The sequence below is a fragment of the Methanobrevibacter sp. UBA412 genome (assembly GCA_002495685.1).
Classification (GTDB): domain Archaea; phylum Methanobacteriota; class Methanobacteria; order Methanobacteriales; family Methanobacteriaceae; genus Methanobrevibacter_A; species Methanobrevibacter_A acididurans.
Window position 1 is genome coordinate 31,129 of sequence record DAGJ01000021.1, and the last position, 17,698, is coordinate 48,826.

Sequence of the window (17,698 nt, forward strand, 5' to 3'; positions counted from 1 at the left end):
ATTTAAAATAAAACTTTTTTGATACTATAATTAAACTCAAAAATTTTGAGGTGAAAAATAAAATGTTTTCAAAAAACATTAAAACATTATCATTATTTTTAGTCCTTGCAGCAGTTATGATTATAGCTGTCGGTGCAGTTTCAGCAGCTGTTGATGTTGAGGGTACTGGTACTCCTGGTGATGGTATTGTAACTGGTAATGCTTCCAATGTTAATGCTGCTGGTACTATAACTGGTACTGTAACAGTTAATGATGCAGCTGCTAACAGTACAACTGATGAAACTAATAATGCTACTAAATTTGATAAAGATGCTGGTACTCAAGTAACAGCTGGTACTGGTATTTATACTAAAGATGCTAATGATGCTTATGTTGTAGTTGATAGTGGATCTACTTTTACTCAAACAACTGGAACTACTGATGGTGTATTAACTGATGCTGGTGAATATACTATAACTGGTACTATTGCTGATACTAATAATAAATTAGTTAATGGACAAACATATTACCTTAAAGTAACAGCTCCACAATATACTGCTAGTTATGCTGGAACTACTGGAGCTTATACCTTTAATTATTTAGCTACTGCTGTAGATAAATATGTTCCATTTACTTACACTGAATCTAGTATTGTTTTAGATAATAATGCAAGTACTATTAATTATAATGATTCTTGGAGTTTCAGTGGAACTTTAACTGATGCAAATGGTAAGCCAATAGTTGATAATGTAGAGGTTACAATTACAGATAATGCTGATTCAGCTAAAACTGCTACTGGTAATATTCAAACTGATGCAAATGGGAAATTCACTATAACTAGTGATACTTGGACTAAATATTTAACAACTGGTGATCTTAATACTGGTGATCCTTTAACTGTTCAAGATAAAAATTATACTTTAACTTTCACTTACGGTACTACTCCTAATATAGCTACTGCTAGTGCAAATTTAAATGTTACTAATAAGAATGGTAAAGTTAATGTTGTATTAAATGATACTAATATTAACTTTGGTGATGTTATTACTATTAACGCTACTATTGTAGATGCTAATGGTAAATTAATGAATGTTGCAGAAAAGTTAACTGCTAATTTAATTAACCAAGCAACTGGTAAAGAGGATACTGTTACTTTAAGCCCTTCTACAGATGGAACTGATGTTTACACTGGTGCAACTAAAAATACTTTACCTGCTGGTGTTTACTATATTACTGTAACTGGTACTAAAACTAATTATGATATTAATGCTTCTGATGTTAATCTTTTAACTGTTAATAAGGTTGCTACTAATATTAAAGGTAATGATACTATTTACACTACTGGTGATGCTTTAGCTGTGGATGATTCTACTTTCATTAAATTAGTTTCTAACACTACTACTGGTAAAACTGATGTTTCTGGTTCTTGGACTGCTGTTCTTTATAAAGCAGACGGTACACCATTAAAAAGTGTAACTTTCAATACTGCTGATAAAGCAGCTACTAATACTATTAATGCAAACCAATTTAAGGGTTTAGCTGATGGTAGTTATTATGTTGTAATTAATTTTGCTGCTGATAATTATCTTCCTAGTAACACTACTGTGAACATTGTTGTTAAACAACGTAATACCATTACAGTTGAAAATCCTGATTTAAAATATGATTTCGGTACTACTGGTAATGATACTTACTTAAACATTACTTCTGATAAAGTTATGAATACTACTGTTGAAGTATTCCTTGGTAATGAATCTTTAGGTAATGTTGCTATTAAAGATGGTAAAGCTAGTATTGATTTCGGTGCTTTAAGTAAAAGTGCTGGAGTTTATAATGTTACTATAGTTTATGCTGGTGACGATACTTACTTACCATTTAATGCTACTGCAAAATTAACTGTTGTTGGTAAAAATATTGGTAATCTTAACACTAATGCTACAACTATTAATGGTGTAACTATAAACAGTGTTAATAAGACTTTCACTCTTAATTTAACTAATAGTACTAAAGATCTTGTTAATTATACTGGTACTGTAAAATATTACGTTGGTAATGAACTTGCTGGTACTATTAATATGGTTGAAGGTAAAGTTGTTGTTGATGCTAATACCTTAAAAGGTTTAACTCTTGGTGCAAATAAAGTTACTTTTGTAGTTGATAATAATGTAACTAGTAAAAATGTAACTGTAACTATTAACACTAAACAATTAACTAGTGATATCATATCTAATAATGTTTCTACTAATAATGCAACTCCTATTACCATTACTGGTACTATTGTTAACGCTACTGAAGGTACTGTAAAAGTAAGCCTTAAAGATGCTAAGAATAATACTATTGCTACTGTAACTGGTAATGTTGCTGCTGATGGAACTTTCACAGTTGCATTCGGTAATTATGCTAATGGTGTTTACACTGCAGAAATTAATTATACTTCTGTAACTGAATTATCTAGTGTTGCAACTAAAAATGTTACTGTTACTGTAAACGGTACTGCACCTACTCCTGTAGTTGGTAATGTTACTACTAATTTAACTATTAATACTAATTTCACTGAAGCTTATGGTGAAGGTTTAAACTTAACTGGTAAATTAACTGATGCTAATGGTAATCCTATTGTTGGTCAACATATTGCTCTTAATCTTACTAACCCTGCTAATGGTGCTAGTAAAATTTATTGGGTAACTACTGATACTAATGGTGAATACCAATTACAAATTAATTTATTCGTTGGATCTTACACAGCTAGTGCAAGTTTCGCTGGTTTCACAACTGCTGATAATAAAACTTATTATTTACCTAGTGGTCCTGCAAACGGTACTATTACCGTTACTAACGGAACCGAACCTGTAGATAACCGTACTGCTACTGTATTAGCATTCAGTAATTTCACTGAAAAGTATGGTCAAGCTTTAAACTTCACTGGAACTTTAAAAACTACTGATGGTACTCCTATTATTGGTCAAAAGATAGGTATGGTATTATCTAATGCTGCTGGTCAAAGTAAACTTTATTGGAGAACTACTGACTCTGCTGGAGAAGTACAATTACCTATTGAATTATTCGCTGGTGATTACACCTTCAAATGTTACTTTGAAGGGGACAGTACTTACCAACCTTCCAATAATCAAACTGGTAGTATTACTGTAACTGCTTAAAGTTTAGTATAGTTTTAAACACAAAATAAACAAAATTTATATAAAAAAATTTTAAGTTAGGAGGAATTTTCTCTCCTTTCTTAAAATCCTATTTTTTATTTTTTTAAATTCTTAAAACTTTTACAGGTGAAATTTTATTTATAAAATATTTACAGTGTACATGTTTACACACTCACACATTAATTTATTTAATAAAGGAATAAAAAAATCTTATACTAAATTTTTAAAAAAAAGAAACTATTAAAATAATTAAAAAAACATTTAATTAAAATATTATTTAAAACCTTAACTATAAAAATAATTAAGGCTTTACTAGGTTTTACTTAACTGTGCACGTATTTATTAATTTTTTCACCTGTCTTATCTATATCTCTTTTTAGTATTTCACCTTTTTCCATTATTACTTCTCCATTTACTATTGTCATTGTGGGTTTTCCAGTGTAGGTCCAATTTTTAAATGGTGAATATTTAGCTTTACTATAAAAAGTTTCAGGATTTATTACTCCACTTTCTTTAAGATTTACTATAGTTAAATCTGCATCGTATCCTTCAAGTATTTCTCCCTTATTTTCAAGGTGGAATCTTTTTGCAGGATTTTCACTCATAATTTTAGCTAGTAATTCTAAACTTAAGCTACCCTTATTTACCTCAGTTAAAAGTAATGGTAGTACACATTCGAGGTTACCTATTCCTGGTTTACTATCCCACACTCCCAAGTTTTTTTCATTTATTGTGTGTGGTGCATGATCTGTTCCTATTATACACTCAGGGTTAATGTTTTTTAATCCAATTTTATCATTAACACTTCGAAGTGGTGGGTTGGTTTTTACCATATTTCCTAAACTATTAAAATAAGTATTATCCAGATATATGTGGTGAGGTGTAAACTCATAACTTACATCACACGGACTTTTTAATACTTCCTTTAATCCTTTAACTGTGCTCAAATGACAGATGTGTGCTTTTAAATCATACTTTCTGATTAAATCTAGGACTTGTTTTATACTTACAATTTCTGCCTCTGAGGGTCGAGCATAACTATAATCAATACTCTGATTTTCCCTTTTACTTTTTTGATAGTAAGTGTTTTCATGTACTATAAAACGGTTTTCACAGTGACAAGAAACTAAAAAACTAGTACCCAGTTCAGTGTTTAATCTTCTTAAATCCCTAAACTTTTCATTTAAACTAGAATCACTTTCAAGGTCCATGAATATTTTAAAACTAGTTGGTTTTAATTCTGCTATCTTACACATTTCCTCATAAGTATTAAATCCAGAGTTTAAACCAAAGTTCACTATACTTTTCTTTTCCCCTATTTTTATTTTTTCACTGAAATTTTTATAAGTATTAGTTAAGGGTTTAGTATTTGGCATATCAATTACAGTAGTGAATCCTCCATTTGCAGCACTCATACTACCAGTATGAAAATCTTCCTTATAAGTTAAACCTGGGTCACGGAAGTGTACATGAGGATCTATTAAACCTGGAAGCACCACCTCACTTTCCCCGGGGTTTATTAGTTTTTCCCCTTCTAATTTAAGTTTACTTATTTTACTTATCTTTCCCTCATTTATTCCTATATTATATTCACCTTTCATGTTTACTATTTTCACATTTCTGAGTACTGTATCAAATAACATAAAATAAATCCAATCCTCCCACACAATAAATTTCTATTATAGTGTAATTAATTTTATTATTTATAAGATTTATAAATAATTAATATTATGGTAAGTGAAGTTTATGTGGAAAATATTTTAAAACGTGATAAGAAGATTTTTAAAAAAGATTACAGGGATTCTCAAAACCGGAATTTAGTGAAAAACAAAACACCCTCTAGTGGTGGTGTTCCTTTAATTGCTGATTTTACTGAGTATTCACCTTTACATAATGGTCATTATCATTGTATGAAAACTGCAAAAGAACATGTTCCTGATGGTTTGTTTGTTGCAGTTGTCCCTGGACTTTTTGAGCGAAGTGGACGAGGCCTACCCTACATTTTACCTCGTGAGGTTAGAGCTGAGATTGCTGTGAATGTTGGTGCGGATATTGTAGTTGAAGGGCCACCTATGGGTATTATGGGTTCTGGTCAATACAGTCTCTGTTTATGTAAAATGTTTCAAGCCCTAAACACTGACTACATTCCAAGGGGTTATAATCCTTCACCAGAATTTTCTGATATTCTTAAGCGTATAAGTATGGGTCATGCAGTTGTTCCTAAACCTTATAAAATAGTTGACACAACCCTTCATGAGACTGTTTTTAAGGGTAAGTTAGCTGAGGATAATTATGTTATTTGTTCATTTAGTAAAAGTTTGAATAAGATTGGATTTGATTTTAAGGATAAATTCATATTTGTTCCCCGTATTGAAGGGGTTAGTGGTACACGAATACGGGAAGCCATAGTTAGTAACGAATTAGATTCTATTAAAGACATGGTACCAAGTGAGACTTTAAGAATTTTAAAACGTGAAATAGAAAATAATCATGCACCATTACATAATATAAGAAACACAGAGGAAATCCTTAAAAATGTTAACTCTTTATCTTATGGGGAATTATCTAAATTAAACTTTTTCACACCAGAATTAACCAAAAATATTATACTTCACAGGGAAGAAGAGCCGTTTACTAATCTAGAGGAAGTTTTAAATATTATTCCTTATGGTTTTAGTACTCATTATAAACATAGGGTTTTAAGTATACTTGAGACAAAAGTAAATAATGATATAATATCTAATTATATTGAAACTTATCCTTTTAACATACGTGTACTAAATTATAAAAATGAACACGTTTTAGAAGATTTTAAAAATAAAATAATTAACGATAATAGGAGAATTAAATTATGGCGATAGAAAATGGTGACTTTGTTAAAATAGAATTCACTGGAAAAGTAGAAGAAACCGGTGATGTATTTGATACTACTAATCAAGATGTAGCTGAAGAAGCAGGAATATATAATAAGGATAAAAATTATGGACCAATACCAATAGTTGTTGGTGGAAAACATTTACTCCCAGCAATAGATGAAGCAGTGCTTGGTATGGAAGTAGGGGATAATAAGAAAGTAACAGTTGACCCTGAAAATGGTTTCGGTCATCGTGACAGTAGTTTAGTTCAACTCATCCCAATGAAAGAATTTAAAAAACAAGGTATGACACCATATCCTGGAATGAAAATTACAGCTGAAGGACAAACTGGTAAAATCTTAACTGTAAATGGTGGAAGAGTTAAAGTAGATTTTAACCATGAACTTGCAGGTAAAACTTTAGATTATGATTTAACCATCTCTGATGTTATTGATGATGATACTGAAAAAGTTAAAAGTATGATTAATCTTCACTATGCTTATCCTAATATGGATCTTGACAAGACTGAAGTTGAATTTGACGGGGACACTATTAAAATCAAGTTAGATGAAATCACTCATTTCGATCAAAAAACTTATATGGATATAACCTTTGCTAGATACCGAATTAGTAAAGATTTATATGAAAACATGCCATATGATAAGGTTCAATTTGTTGATGAATTCGAAAAAAGAGCAGAAGAAGAATCTGAAGAAACCGAGGAAAATACTGAAAGTGAAGAATAATTCCTCTCACTTTTCTTAATTTTTTTTTAACCCCTAAATATTAACAATTGTTAACATTTCTCTTATAAAAAAAATAAAAATAGAAGAAAAGATTTTAATTAAAAATATTACCTATAAGTTGAATTGGATCACTAAACAATACACTAACTGCATCAATATATGTAGGATAATCCCCACTTAAAGTAAATAAGTAAATCACATAACTAACCACTATAAGAATTAAAACAATTAAAATAATAGTTAAAATAATTTCACCAATACTAAACTTACCCTCATTCTCATCATCACCTTTTTCACGATGACTATGAATATTTTGAACATTACTATTTAATTCCTCATTATGAACATAATAATCTGCTTCATCCTCATAATACTGTTGAGGCTCAACATCCTCTTCAGGTAGATTATTTAGAACTTCTCCACTATGATGGAATAATCCTTTATCATAACCTCCAGTACTACTACTAGTATTATAAGCATCTGCTTCACGCATTTCATCCTCATACTCAGATTGCTGATTAGCATAAGCACTTTGAACACGACCAGTATCCGGTTCACTATTTAAATGACCTTCCTCTTTAATAATACGTTCACGAATCTCCTCATAACTTAAACCATCATCATCATTATTGTTTTGCATATGGACAGGAACAATAATATCTTCATCATCACTTTCACTTAAACTACTAGTATAAGTCCCATCATTAAAACTATCCTCAATACTACTAGTAACAGTTTCCTCTACTTCTTCCTCTTCATCTTCTTCAATTTCTGGTTCTTCTCTTTTAATGAAAGGTTTACGTGTTAAAGGACCATTTTCAGCTTCATCCATTGCTAATTGATCTTGAAGAGATAAAGGTTTATCAGATTTAACTTCCTCACTAATAGTTTCTTCACTTTTATCAGGTTCATCATAATAAAGATCTTCTAAATACTTCTCATACTTAGCTTCTAATTCTTCATCAGGACCATCACCCTCACTTACAGGTTCTGCTTCCTCGAAGACTGCAGGTTCCTTCATTTCAGGTTCAGGTACCTTATAAATATCATCACTTACTACTTCAGCTTCTTCTTTTTCATTTAAATATGAAGTGGACTCTTCAGTTAAACCTTCTTCTTCAAGCATACTGGAAATCTTAGCTGCTGAACGGAACTTATGCTTACCAGTATCATTAGAAACACTAACTTCTTCTGACTCTTCTTCGAATTGGTTTTCAAAGTCATAATCCCCATCTTCAGCTGCCTCGTCCTCTAATTCTGGTTCAACTTCACCAGTACTAATTTCACTTTGACTTGCAGGTTTTCTTTCAACTTCACCAGTACCAATATTAGGTTCCGGTTTCTTATTCTCCATAGCTTTTTCAACTATACTTTCAGTGACCAGTTCATTAATACAATCTTTACAATAAGTATTTCCAGCAATTTTTATAAGGCACTCTTCACATATTGGTTTACCACAAACTGCACAATTGGCTACTGCTTCTCTATCTGGATGATTTTCACAATTCATTTAAATCTAACACTCCAACAAACCATTTATTTCCTGATAAAATAATGTTTTATCCCTTTTTTATAAGTATCTTATTTTTTTTTTATTAAAATAAATGAGGGGTTTAAAAAATTTTTTATTTAATTCATAAATAACTAATATTAATTTTATTAATGTTATATATCTTTAACAAAACTCTTTATTAAAGTTTGTTTTATACTAAGCATTACACCCTAAAATTAATACTAATAGAACAATTAATTAATAATAATTTACTGAAAAAATAATTTTAACTATAAAAAATCCATTTAGCCAATGAATTACTAATTTTAAATAAAAAATTTTAAAAAATAGAAAAAAACATATTCAAATTATTTTATAATTAAAAAATTAGTTAAAAAAAAGTATTTAGTAAGGATTAAAGTTTCATCCTTACATAATTAAGTTCTGATTTTATTGTTTTGGCCAGGTTAAAACTTTAGGTGTTTTTGCATCTTTTAGGCGGTCAAGTACCATTTTTGGCCAGTTTTCTTTATCGAATCCTTTTTGTGCAAGGAATCCGAATAACCAACGTGTTAGGCCGAAACCTGTACAACCTGTCCAGATGTTGTGTTGGTGTGCTTCTTGTATACTGAATCCTTCTACGAAGTGTGTTCCATGATTGTTTGCACTTACTACTGCAACTCCTTTGTCACGGTTTGGTACTACTAGTCTCATTTCATATTTTGGTACGTCTGGGAATTCTATTCCACGGTTTTCAACTTTTCGTCCTTCAAGGTAGAATGGATCATCTCCTACTTCGGTGTACCATTCAAGTTCTAATTCACTTGCTAAGTCTTGGGATAAGAGTAGTGTTTGGTCTCTTACTTCATCTACTTGTTCTGGGGTTCCGCACCATACTGCTTCTACTCGTTGGAATTCATGTACACGGTCTAGGCCTTTTGCACCTCCACCTTCCCATCTGTAGGTCCATCCACTTTTATCGAAACATTTTATTGGTAAGTCTTTTTCATCTACTACTTCGTGTGAGAGGAATTCATAGAATGGTTCGCATTGTGCTGCAGCATTAACATATCCTGGGTCTTTTAGGCCATCTTTTAGGAGGTCTATTGGTATTTCATGGTTAATGATTAATTCTTGTTTGAATTTATCAAATGCTTCTGGGTCTCTTTTTGGTGCACTTACATAGTACATTCCTTCTGGTAGGCCTTCTAAGTATTTCATTTTATCTAATACTTCGAATGGTATGAGTTTTGGGAATAAGCATTCTTGGAAGTCAAGTTTATCTAGTACTTTTTCCACGAGGATGCTTTCTATTGCTCGCTCAAGTGCAGTCATTTTTGGTCCGTAGAACCATTGTCCTTTTCCAGGGAATTGTTTAACCCATCCAAGTTTTAATGCTTCTTCGGTTACATCATCTACAGGGTGTGTTTCGAATTTATCACTTCTGTAAACGATTTCACCTGGAGTACTGTTCATTTTGTAGGTTAAATCTAATTGTTCTCCATTTTCATCAGTTAACTCTTCTTTAGTAGCTACTTGTTTTATAATACGATTAATGGTTTGTTTTTTAATTTCAGATTCATTAATATCTTTAATTGTGAAACATACAAGGTTATCTTCTTCTTTAATGTCTTGGATTTGTTCGAATTTTAAAGCTGCATCCTTATTAAAACTATATTCATCATTTGGTATGCTTATTTCATAGGTGTCTATGTGCATGTCACGTACGCCTAAATGATATTTTTTACCAACAATTTTACTTAATGGATTTTTTAAACGTAATAATCCGTCATGTGCACGTATTTTATGACCAGATTTAATGGTTAAGTTTAATTTATCACCTGTAATATTCCAATCTGTAATTTGTGCTCCTGCTTCTATGGTTTCATTTCCTAAACCACGGAGTAATAATTCTTTATTCGCATCATCTATGAAGCTTTGAATATCCTCTTTAGCTTCTGTTGCATTTTTACTAAAGGTAATTTCTCCTTTGAGTGTGAATTTCATTTTCTTCCACATTCTCCCTTAAAATTTTTTTTTAATTTGTATTTAACTGTGATTTTTCAAGTATTTTCTCAACAAGTATCTCAGATGCTATTAAATCATCTGTGGTATTTAAGAAACTGCCTAAATTTTCACTTGTAATTTTATAATTTATAATATTATCTGTAATAGTTGATTTACAGTACCCTTCATCGTCATCTACTTTCAACGATTGATAAGATATTTCTGCATCTTCACTTTTTTTATATTCTATTTTTATATCTGCTTTAATCTTCACAGTAAAAGAATCCTTTATTTTTTTTTCAACTATTTAATATAAAAAAATATAAAATAAATTCATTTTATATTCTACTTATTAATTTTATGTATTCAAGTATATATTTATAATTCACAAAATTTTAATATATTAGTAAATGTATAATAATCATACAATTAAAATAAAAATCATAATATAAGATAAAGAGGGGAGTGCTTTTTAGAATGGTTGATTTTAGTGAAATGTTTATAACAGTTAATGGTACTAGTTTTTTTCATGGAGTGAAACCTTTCCAGGTTGGTAGTATTTTAAAATTAGTAAAGGATCCTGAAAATCTTCATGATGGTGAAGCTATTAAAGTTCTAATGCGTTATGCTGGTCAAGTAGGATTTGTTGCAAATAGTCCTAAAACTGTAGCTAAAGGAGCAATGAGTGCAGGTAGGATTTATGATAAAATTATGAATCCAGATTATGCTAAAGTACGATTTATATTTAAGGATTCTATAATAGCTCAAGTATTATCTCAAGAGGAATTAGAACAGGAAAAATCTGATGAAAATTCAGATGTAAATAAAATCTAAAAAAATTAAATTTGAGGGGGGTTTTTTTAATGAGTGTTAATGCAATAAAAGATAGTTTAAGTAGTATTGAATTTTTACCAGTGCAAAACTATGAAAACATTACAGTTTTAGGATTTAAAACTAGTAATCTTAATGATTTTGATTTTTTAACCCTTAAAAAGGGTTTACGTATGGGTTTAGTAGAGTTAAATGAGGAAAACCCTGGAGGGGTTGTGGATACTATTAAAGTGGAGAATAATGCAGTAACACCTTTACTTATACTTGAAGGTGAAGTGCTTATAGGTGCTAAACAGGATCGTATTGCAAATACTAGTCTTTTAATCCCACCACATCTTGAAACTTTAATACCAGTAAGTTGTGTTGAAGCTAATAGGTGGGAGTATCAAACTAATAATTTTAATGATTCCACAAATTATGCCCCGTCAAATCTTAGGGGTGCCCGGACAGAAACTGTTAATGTTTCACTTAAAAAAGAAGGAGCATATAAATCAAATCAGGGCCTAATTTGGGATGTGATTAATCAAACTCAAAACAATTTAAATATAAAATCCAAGACTAGTGCATTAAAAGATGTTTACACATCTAAAGCAGAAACATTAAATGAGTACTATGAAAGTTTCCCCTACACTCGTAAACAGAATGGTAGTATAATTCTTATAAACAATGAAGTTAAAGGATTAGAATTATTATATAATAACCATTTATATAAAGAGTTTCATGAAAGAATAATTAAAAGTTATATAGTTGATGCCTTACAAGAGTCTAAAACCAGTAATCCAGGAAATGAGGATTATGCTTATAATTTAGCTGAAGACTTCCGGGATAATATTTCCTCTTCTAAATATGAAACCTTCAAATCAGCAGGTTGTGGAGAAGATTCCCGTTTAGATAACACAGATTCAATGGGTTCTGCATTAATTTATAAAAATGAATTAATCCATGCAGTGTTCTTTAATAAATTAACACCAATTTCAATTTAAAAATAATTTTATTTTTATATTATATTATTATATAATAGAAATTACAAAATAACTTAATGTAAATGAATTTTTATTTTTAAACTCATTTTTAATTTTTTATGTAAATAAGAAATATTTTTTTTCAAGATGAACTTTTTTCAACATAACATTTATTAATGTTGATTAAAATAAATAATCGTATTCTATCTTAAATTATATAAAATAACATTAAATTTTAGATACAAAAAAAATAATTTTTATTTAATCTTAAAATTTTATTTAAATAAACCTCCTATATAATCTTAAAATTAAGTTTTAAAGGGGCTTGTTTATTTTTATTATATATCAAACCATAATTTATAATTTGGATTGTTTGATAGAAAAATTTTTAAATTTATTATTTATGGAGGAACTATTAATGGTTCGTGCTTACTCAAGAAAAGAATATATTAGAAAAACCCCAAATTCAAGAATTGTTCAATATGACATGGGAAGCTTAACAGATGAATTCCCAGTAGCTGTATCTTTATCAGTTAAAAGACCTATCAGAATTAGTCATAATGCTTTAGAAGCTGCAAGAATTGCTTCTAACAGATTAATGATGAGAAAGGCAGGAAGATTCGGATACCATTTGAAAATCAGAACTTACCCACATAATATTGTACGTATTAATCCTATGGCTACAGGAGCTGGAGCAGATCGTGTACAAAGTGGTATGAGAAACGCATTCGGAAAAGCAGTTAGTGTAGAAGCTTTATGCAGTAAAAATCAAAAAGTTATCACTATTGATATTAATCCTAAAAACTTTAACGATGCAAAACTCGCACTTAAACGTGCATCAATGAAACTTCCAGTTGCATGTAAAATCACTGTAGATAAAGGCGCAGAATTAATTAAATAAATATAATAAAAAGAAAGAAAATTTTTTCTATAAATATTTTCCTTTTTTTATTATAAAAACAAAAAATAAAAATAATTAATGTTAATATTTGATTAATAAAAAAAAGATTTAAAAGTTAATTCCAAAAAAAAATTAACCCTCAAAAATAAAATAAAATTCAATAAAACCTAAAAAAATAATGGATTAATCATTAAATTCTATTTAAAAAAATTTTTATGGAAAATTTATATTATATTTTTAAAAAAATATTGTAAAAAAAATATTAGAGGAAATTTGAAAAAATGTATGTTGAAAGATTTGAAAATATTAGCAAAGACGACATTGGAATAGCTGGGGGAAAAGGAGCAAATCTTGGAGAATTAACTCAAGCAGGCATCCCTGTACCACCAGGATTTGTAATAACAGCAGAAACCTACCAAAAATTCATGGAATCTACTGGAATATTCCAATCTGTAATGGATATACTTGACACAATCGATATTAACAAAACTAAAGAACTTCAAGAAGCTGCAGAAGAAATAAAACAAATAATCATTGACACTCCAATACCAGAAGACATAACCACTCTTATAATAGAAGCATACAATGCCTTATCACAAAGAGTAGGTGTTGATGATGCAGATGTAGCAATAAGATCATCTGCAACAGCAGAAGATTTACCTGATGCATCATTTGCAGGACAACAAGATACTTTCCTTCATGTTAAAGGAACAGAACAAGTAATTGAATATGTTCGTAAATGTTGGGCAAGCTTATTTGAAGCAAGAGCAATCTTTTATCGTGAAGAAAACGACTTCGACCATTCCAGAGTATTAATTGCAGTTGTAGTTCAACAAATGGTTAACTCTGAAAAAGCAGGAGTAATGTTCACTGTAAACCCATCCACAGGAGAAAATATTGCATTAATAGAAGGATCCTGGGGATTAGGTGAAGCAGTAGTTTCTGGAACAGTAACACCTGATACTTACACTGTAGATAAAGACACAGATAAAATCTTATCAGTCAAAGTCAGTGAAAAAAGATACATGTTCACAAAAGACGATGAAGGAACCAGTAAAGAAACCACTGTACCAAAAGACAAACAAAACCTAAGAGTCTTACCAGATGATGAATTACTTAATTTAGTTGCAATGGGAAAACGTATACAAGCACATTACGGAAAACCACAAGATACTGAATGGGCAATGGAAAATGGTAATTTATTCATGTTACAATCTAGACCAATCACTACACTTGGAGATGACACTCCAAAGCCTGAAACTAATGAAGTTGAAGACATGAAAGTAATTAAAAAAGGATTAGGTGCAAGTCCAGGTACAGGTTCTGGAACAGTGAAAATAATTAAAAAAATCCAAGAACTCGACAAAATCCAAGACGGAGACATAATGGTTACAACAATGACCACACCAGATATGGTTCCAGCAATGAAAAGAGCTAATGCAATCGTAACTGATGAAGGAGGAGTAACCTGTCACGCTGCAATCATCTCCCGTGAACTTGGAATACCATGTGTAGTGGGAACTGGAGACGGAACTAGTGCAATTAAAGAAAACATTGATGTAACTGTAGATGGTAAAAAAGGATTCATTTATGAAGGAATCCAAAAACAAGCCGAAGAAAAAACAGAAACACCAGCAACCCTTGCACAAGAAGCTCCAATCATAACCGTAACACAAGTAAAAGCAAACGTCAGTATGCCTGAAGCTGCACCAAGAGCATTCGCAACTGGAGCAGATGGAGTAGGATTACTCCGTACAGAGCACATGATGTTAGCTGCTGGAGTCCACCCTGTAAAATTCTTAGAAGAAGACAGAGAAGATGAACTAGTAAACATATTAGTTGAAAACATTCTCAAAGTAGTAGATGTATTCTATCCAAAACCAGTATGGTACCGTACATTAGATTCCCCAACTGATGAATTCAAAACACTTGACGGTGGAGAAAACGAACCTGATGAACCAAACCCAATGCTTGGTTGGAGAGGAATCAGAAGAGAACTTGACCAAGACGGCATACTTCGTGCAGAATTCAAGGCAATTAAAAAGTTACATGATCAAGGATACACAAATATTGGAGTAATGATTCCATTAGCACAACATCCTGATGAACTTAGAAAAGCAAAGAAAATCTGTGAAGAAGTAGGATTAACCCCACACAAAGACATTGAATTCGGAATGATGGTAGAAATACCAGCAGCAGCAATCCTCATACAAGACTTCATTGATGTTGGATTAGACTTCGTGAGTTTAGGAACTAACGATTTAACCCAATATACACTTGCAGTAGACCGTAACAATGAATTTGTTGCTAAAAATTATAGTGAAGAACACCCTGCAGTAATGGCATTAGTAGAACGCACAATCAGAACATGTGTTGAAAATGGTGTAACCTGCAGTATCTGTGGTCAAGCAGGAAGTGTACCTCACATTGTTGAAAAACTTGTTGGAATGGGTATTACAAGTGTATCTGCAAACTCTGATGCAATATTAGAAGTGCGTAAAACAGTAGCACGTGCAGAACAAAAATTAATACTTGATGCTGCAAGAAAACAACAATAGAAAAAACATTGGATTATCAAAAAAAGAAAAATACATTTTCATCTTTTTTTTATAATCCCCTCTTTTTTTAATATTCTTTTAAACAATAATAAACATTAAATTAAATTTTTATTCTATTTTAAAACTTTTTTTTTTAATCATATTTCCATAAAAATTTATAATTAATAATAAAATTAAAAATAAGGGAATTTATATGAATACAAAACCAATAGCAAAATCAGAAATCCTAAAAGAACTACAAGAATACCAAAACCAAGATTACAAATACGAATCAGGAAGGATATTGGGTTCAATGTGCACACAAGCACATCCATTTGCTAAAGAAGTTTTTATAAAATTTTTAGACAGTAACCTTGGAGATGCTGGACTCTTTCAAGGAACCAAACATATAGAAGATGAAGCAATAAAAACAATAGGATCATTTCTCGGAAACCCTGAAGTCTATGGAAACATTGTAACAGGTGGAACTGAAGCAAATCTCATGGCAATGAGAGGGGCTAGAAATCTTGCAATCAATGAAAAAGGAATAAAAAATGGGGAAATAATCGTACCAGAATCAGCACATTTCTCATTTAAAAAAGCACAAGACATGCTAGGATTAAAAGTAATCCACGCACCATTAGATAAAGATTACAGAACTTCTACTGATTTTGTACAAGACAATATAAACAAGAATACTGTTGCAATAGTGGGAGTTGCAGGTTCAACAGAACTTGGAGTAATAGATCCAATCCAAGAATTATCAGATATTAGTATTGATAAAAATATTCACTTACATGTTGATGCAGCATTTGGAGGATTTGTAATACCATTCCTTAAAGATTTAGGATACAATTTCCCAGATTTTGATTTCACCCTACCAGGTGTTGATTCCATGACCGTGGATCCACATAAAATGGGGCTTGCACCAATACCTGCAGGTTGCATACTATTTAAGGATAATAAATGTTTAGATGCAATGGCAGTTGATACTCCATATTTAACTTATAAACAACAATCAACAATTGTTGGAACCCGACTGGGAGCTAGTAGTGCTGCTATTTTTGCTTTAATGAAATATCTTGGTCGTGAAGGTTATGCTAAATTAGCAGAGGAATGTATGGATAATACTGATTTTCTAGCTAAAGGTCTTAAATATTTAGGTTATGACTTGGTTATGGAACCTAAACTTAATATTATAGGTTTTAACCATCCAAAGTTAAGTACTGAGGATTTAGCTGATGAACTTGAAAAAAGAGATTGGAGAGTTTCTATGAGTAAATGTCCAGAAGCTGTAAGAATTATAGTGATGAGACACATTAAGCATGAAAATATTCTAGATTTACTAGATGACCTTAAGGATATTAAAAATAATCTTTAAAAATTATCATACTTACATTGTTAACTACTTGTTTAATTAAGTATTAAACAATTTATATTAATTCTTTTTTTACCTTAAAAAACAGGAAAATTTCAATACTTTAAAAAATAAAAATATTTTTCTTATCTAAATAAAGTCACAGTATTTTATACTTTAACTTTTACAATAATAATACATGATACATCATTTGCATATTTATATAAATCATTACCAGTATAATCCACTTTTAACAATATATCTACCTGCAAATAAATTAATTTCTAATTTTCCCCAAATTTATCAAAAAAGAGAAATATTAAACTATTTCAAAAATATAAAATAATAATATGAAAGAAATCACAACACCAGTCAAAAATGAAACTATTAAAAATCTTAAAATTGGTGATAAGGTAAATATTACAGGAACAATGCTTACAGGAAGAGATGCAGTACTGCCAAAACTTGTAAAATTATTAGAAAATAATCAAAAAGATGAAATTAAAGTAAACCTTGAAGGGGCTGTGATTATGCATACAGCTTTTAGTAGTGCGGGGATTGCACCAACCACTAGTAATAAAACCGAAATAGAATCAAGCATAATACCATTATCTAGTGCTGGTGTGAAATTACATATAGGGAAAGGATCCCTACACCCTGAAACTGTTGAAGGTTTAAAAAAAGAGGGAAGTGCTTATATAGTAACACCACCTGTTGCAGCATTACTTACAAGTAAAGTGAAATCTTATAAATGTGTAATGTATCCAGAAGAAGGAATGGAAGCATTATACCAATTAGAAGTGGAAAATATTCCAGGTATAGTTGCAAGTATTAATGGTGAAACCATTTAAATAAACACACTATTTTTCAAAT

General features: G+C 30.6%; 13 protein-coding genes. 9 read left to right on the forward strand and 4 right to left on the reverse strand.

From position 1 onward, the window contains the following. Window positions 1-62 precede the first annotated feature (62 nt). Window positions 63-3,137 (forward strand): beta strand repeat-containing protein, encoded by a 3,075-nt coding sequence (locus tag BP997_RS05605; RefSeq protein WP_413829003.1) that lies wholly within the window; start codon window positions 63-65, stop codon window positions 3,135-3,137. A gap of 323 nt (window positions 3,138-3,460) precedes the next feature. Here the strand turns inward: BP997_RS05605 and pyrC are convergent, their stop codons facing one another. Then, complete coding sequence (gene pyrC, locus BP997_RS05610; RefSeq protein ID WP_413829005.1) at window positions 3,461-4,780, reverse strand: dihydroorotase; 1,320 nt, start codon at window positions 4,778-4,780, stop codon at window positions 3,461-3,463. A gap of 87 nt (window positions 4,781-4,867) precedes the next feature. On the opposite strand from pyrC, the gene BP997_RS05615 reads away from it, so the two are divergent. Together BP997_RS05615 and BP997_RS05620 are read left to right on the forward strand one after the other, a co-directional pair. Beyond that, window positions 4,868-5,998 carry a nucleotidyltransferase family protein gene (locus BP997_RS05615; protein WP_413829007.1) on the forward strand — a complete coding sequence of 377 codons (1,131 nt, stop codon included), beginning with the start codon at window positions 4,868-4,870 and terminating at the stop codon, window positions 5,996-5,998. Next, window positions 5,989-6,738, forward strand: a complete 750-nt coding sequence (locus BP997_RS05620; RefSeq protein WP_413829009.1) for a peptidylprolyl isomerase — start codon at window positions 5,989-5,991, stop codon at window positions 6,736-6,738. Before BP997_RS05615 ends, BP997_RS05620 begins: the two co-directional genes overlap by 10 nt. 94 nt (window positions 6,739-6,832) lie before the next feature. Here the strand turns inward: BP997_RS05620 and BP997_RS05625 are convergent, their stop codons facing one another. The 3 genes from BP997_RS05625 to BP997_RS05635 all read right to left on the reverse strand — a co-directional run bounded on the left by BP997_RS05625 (window position 6,833) and on the right by BP997_RS05635 (window position 10,511). Continuing rightward, complete coding sequence (locus BP997_RS05625; protein WP_413829011.1) at window positions 6,833-8,248, reverse strand: B-box zinc finger protein; 1,416 nt, start codon at window positions 8,246-8,248, stop codon at window positions 6,833-6,835. A 432-nt stretch (window positions 8,249-8,680) separates the two neighbouring features. Then, window positions 8,681-10,237, reverse strand: a complete 1,557-nt coding sequence (gene serS / locus BP997_RS05630) for a serine--tRNA ligase (RefSeq protein ID WP_413829013.1) — start codon at window positions 10,235-10,237, stop codon at window positions 8,681-8,683. A 31-nt stretch (window positions 10,238-10,268) separates the two neighbouring features. Further along, on the reverse strand, window positions 10,269-10,511 hold the full coding sequence (locus BP997_RS05635; protein ID WP_413829015.1) for a KEOPS complex subunit Pcc1: 243 nt from the start codon (window positions 10,509-10,511) through the stop codon (window positions 10,269-10,271). Between the two features lie 203 nt (window positions 10,512-10,714). On the opposite strand from BP997_RS05635, the gene BP997_RS05640 reads away from it, so the two are divergent. From BP997_RS05640 to BP997_RS05665, 6 genes are all read left to right on the forward strand, one after another. Beyond that, on the forward strand, window positions 10,715-11,071 hold the full coding sequence (locus BP997_RS05640) for an HIRAN domain-containing protein (RefSeq protein ID WP_413827402.1): 357 nt from the start codon (window positions 10,715-10,717) through the stop codon (window positions 11,069-11,071). A 29-nt stretch (window positions 11,072-11,100) separates the two neighbouring features. Continuing rightward, window positions 11,101-12,051, forward strand: a complete 951-nt coding sequence (locus BP997_RS05645; protein WP_413829017.1) for an ARPP-1 family domain-containing protein — start codon at window positions 11,101-11,103, stop codon at window positions 12,049-12,051. 397 nt (window positions 12,052-12,448) lie between these two features. Further along, window positions 12,449-12,931 carry a 50S ribosomal protein L16 gene (gene rplJ / locus BP997_RS05650; RefSeq protein ID WP_409198483.1) on the forward strand — a complete coding sequence of 161 codons (483 nt, stop codon included), beginning with the start codon at window positions 12,449-12,451 and terminating at the stop codon, window positions 12,929-12,931. Between the two features lie 281 nt (window positions 12,932-13,212). Then, complete coding sequence (gene ppsA / locus BP997_RS05655; RefSeq protein ID WP_409198484.1) at window positions 13,213-15,489, forward strand: phosphoenolpyruvate synthase; 2,277 nt, start codon at window positions 13,213-13,215, stop codon at window positions 15,487-15,489. 193 nt (window positions 15,490-15,682) lie between these two features. Beyond that, window positions 15,683-16,849, forward strand: a complete 1,167-nt coding sequence (gene mfnA, locus BP997_RS05660) for a tyrosine decarboxylase MfnA (RefSeq protein WP_413826235.1) — start codon at window positions 15,683-15,685, stop codon at window positions 16,847-16,849. Window positions 16,850-17,175: 326 nt separating this feature from the next. Further along, window positions 17,176-17,676 carry a fumarate hydratase C-terminal domain-containing protein gene (locus BP997_RS05665; protein ID WP_413826238.1) on the forward strand — a complete coding sequence of 167 codons (501 nt, stop codon included), beginning with the start codon at window positions 17,176-17,178 and terminating at the stop codon, window positions 17,674-17,676. Window positions 17,677-17,698 lie beyond the last annotated feature (22 nt).

Excerpts from the sequence above, each read along its gene's own strand:
- pyrC (WP_413829005.1), bottom strand. The coding sequence starts at position 4,780 with ATGTTATTTGATACAGTACTCAGAAATGTGAAAATAGTAAACATGAAA.
- BP997_RS05615 (WP_413829007.1), top strand. The coding sequence starts at position 4,868 with ATGGTAAGTGAAGTTTATGTGGAAAATATTTTAAAACGTGATAAGAAG.
- BP997_RS05625 (WP_413829011.1), bottom strand. The coding sequence starts at position 8,248 with ATGAATTGTGAAAATCATCCAGATAGAGAAGCAGTAGCCAATTGTGCA.
- mfnA (WP_413826235.1), top strand. The coding sequence starts at position 15,683 with ATGAATACAAAACCAATAGCAAAATCAGAAATCCTAAAAGAACTACAA.
- BP997_RS05620 (WP_413829009.1), top strand. The coding sequence starts at position 5,989 with ATGGCGATAGAAAATGGTGACTTTGTTAAAATAGAATTCACTGGAAAA.
- BP997_RS05605 (WP_413829003.1), top strand. The coding sequence starts at position 63 with ATGTTTTCAAAAAACATTAAAACATTATCATTATTTTTAGTCCTTGCA.
- BP997_RS05640 (WP_413827402.1), top strand. The coding sequence starts at position 10,715 with ATGGTTGATTTTAGTGAAATGTTTATAACAGTTAATGGTACTAGTTTT.
- BP997_RS05665 (WP_413826238.1), top strand. The coding sequence starts at position 17,176 with ATGAAAGAAATCACAACACCAGTCAAAAATGAAACTATTAAAAATCTT.
- BP997_RS05645 (WP_413829017.1), top strand. The coding sequence starts at position 11,101 with ATGAGTGTTAATGCAATAAAAGATAGTTTAAGTAGTATTGAATTTTTA.
- serS (WP_413829013.1), bottom strand. The coding sequence starts at position 10,237 with ATGAAATTCACACTCAAAGGAGAAATTACCTTTAGTAAAAATGCAACA.
- rplJ (WP_409198483.1), top strand. The coding sequence starts at position 12,449 with ATGGTTCGTGCTTACTCAAGAAAAGAATATATTAGAAAAACCCCAAAT.
- ppsA (WP_409198484.1), top strand. The coding sequence starts at position 13,213 with ATGTATGTTGAAAGATTTGAAAATATTAGCAAAGACGACATTGGAATA.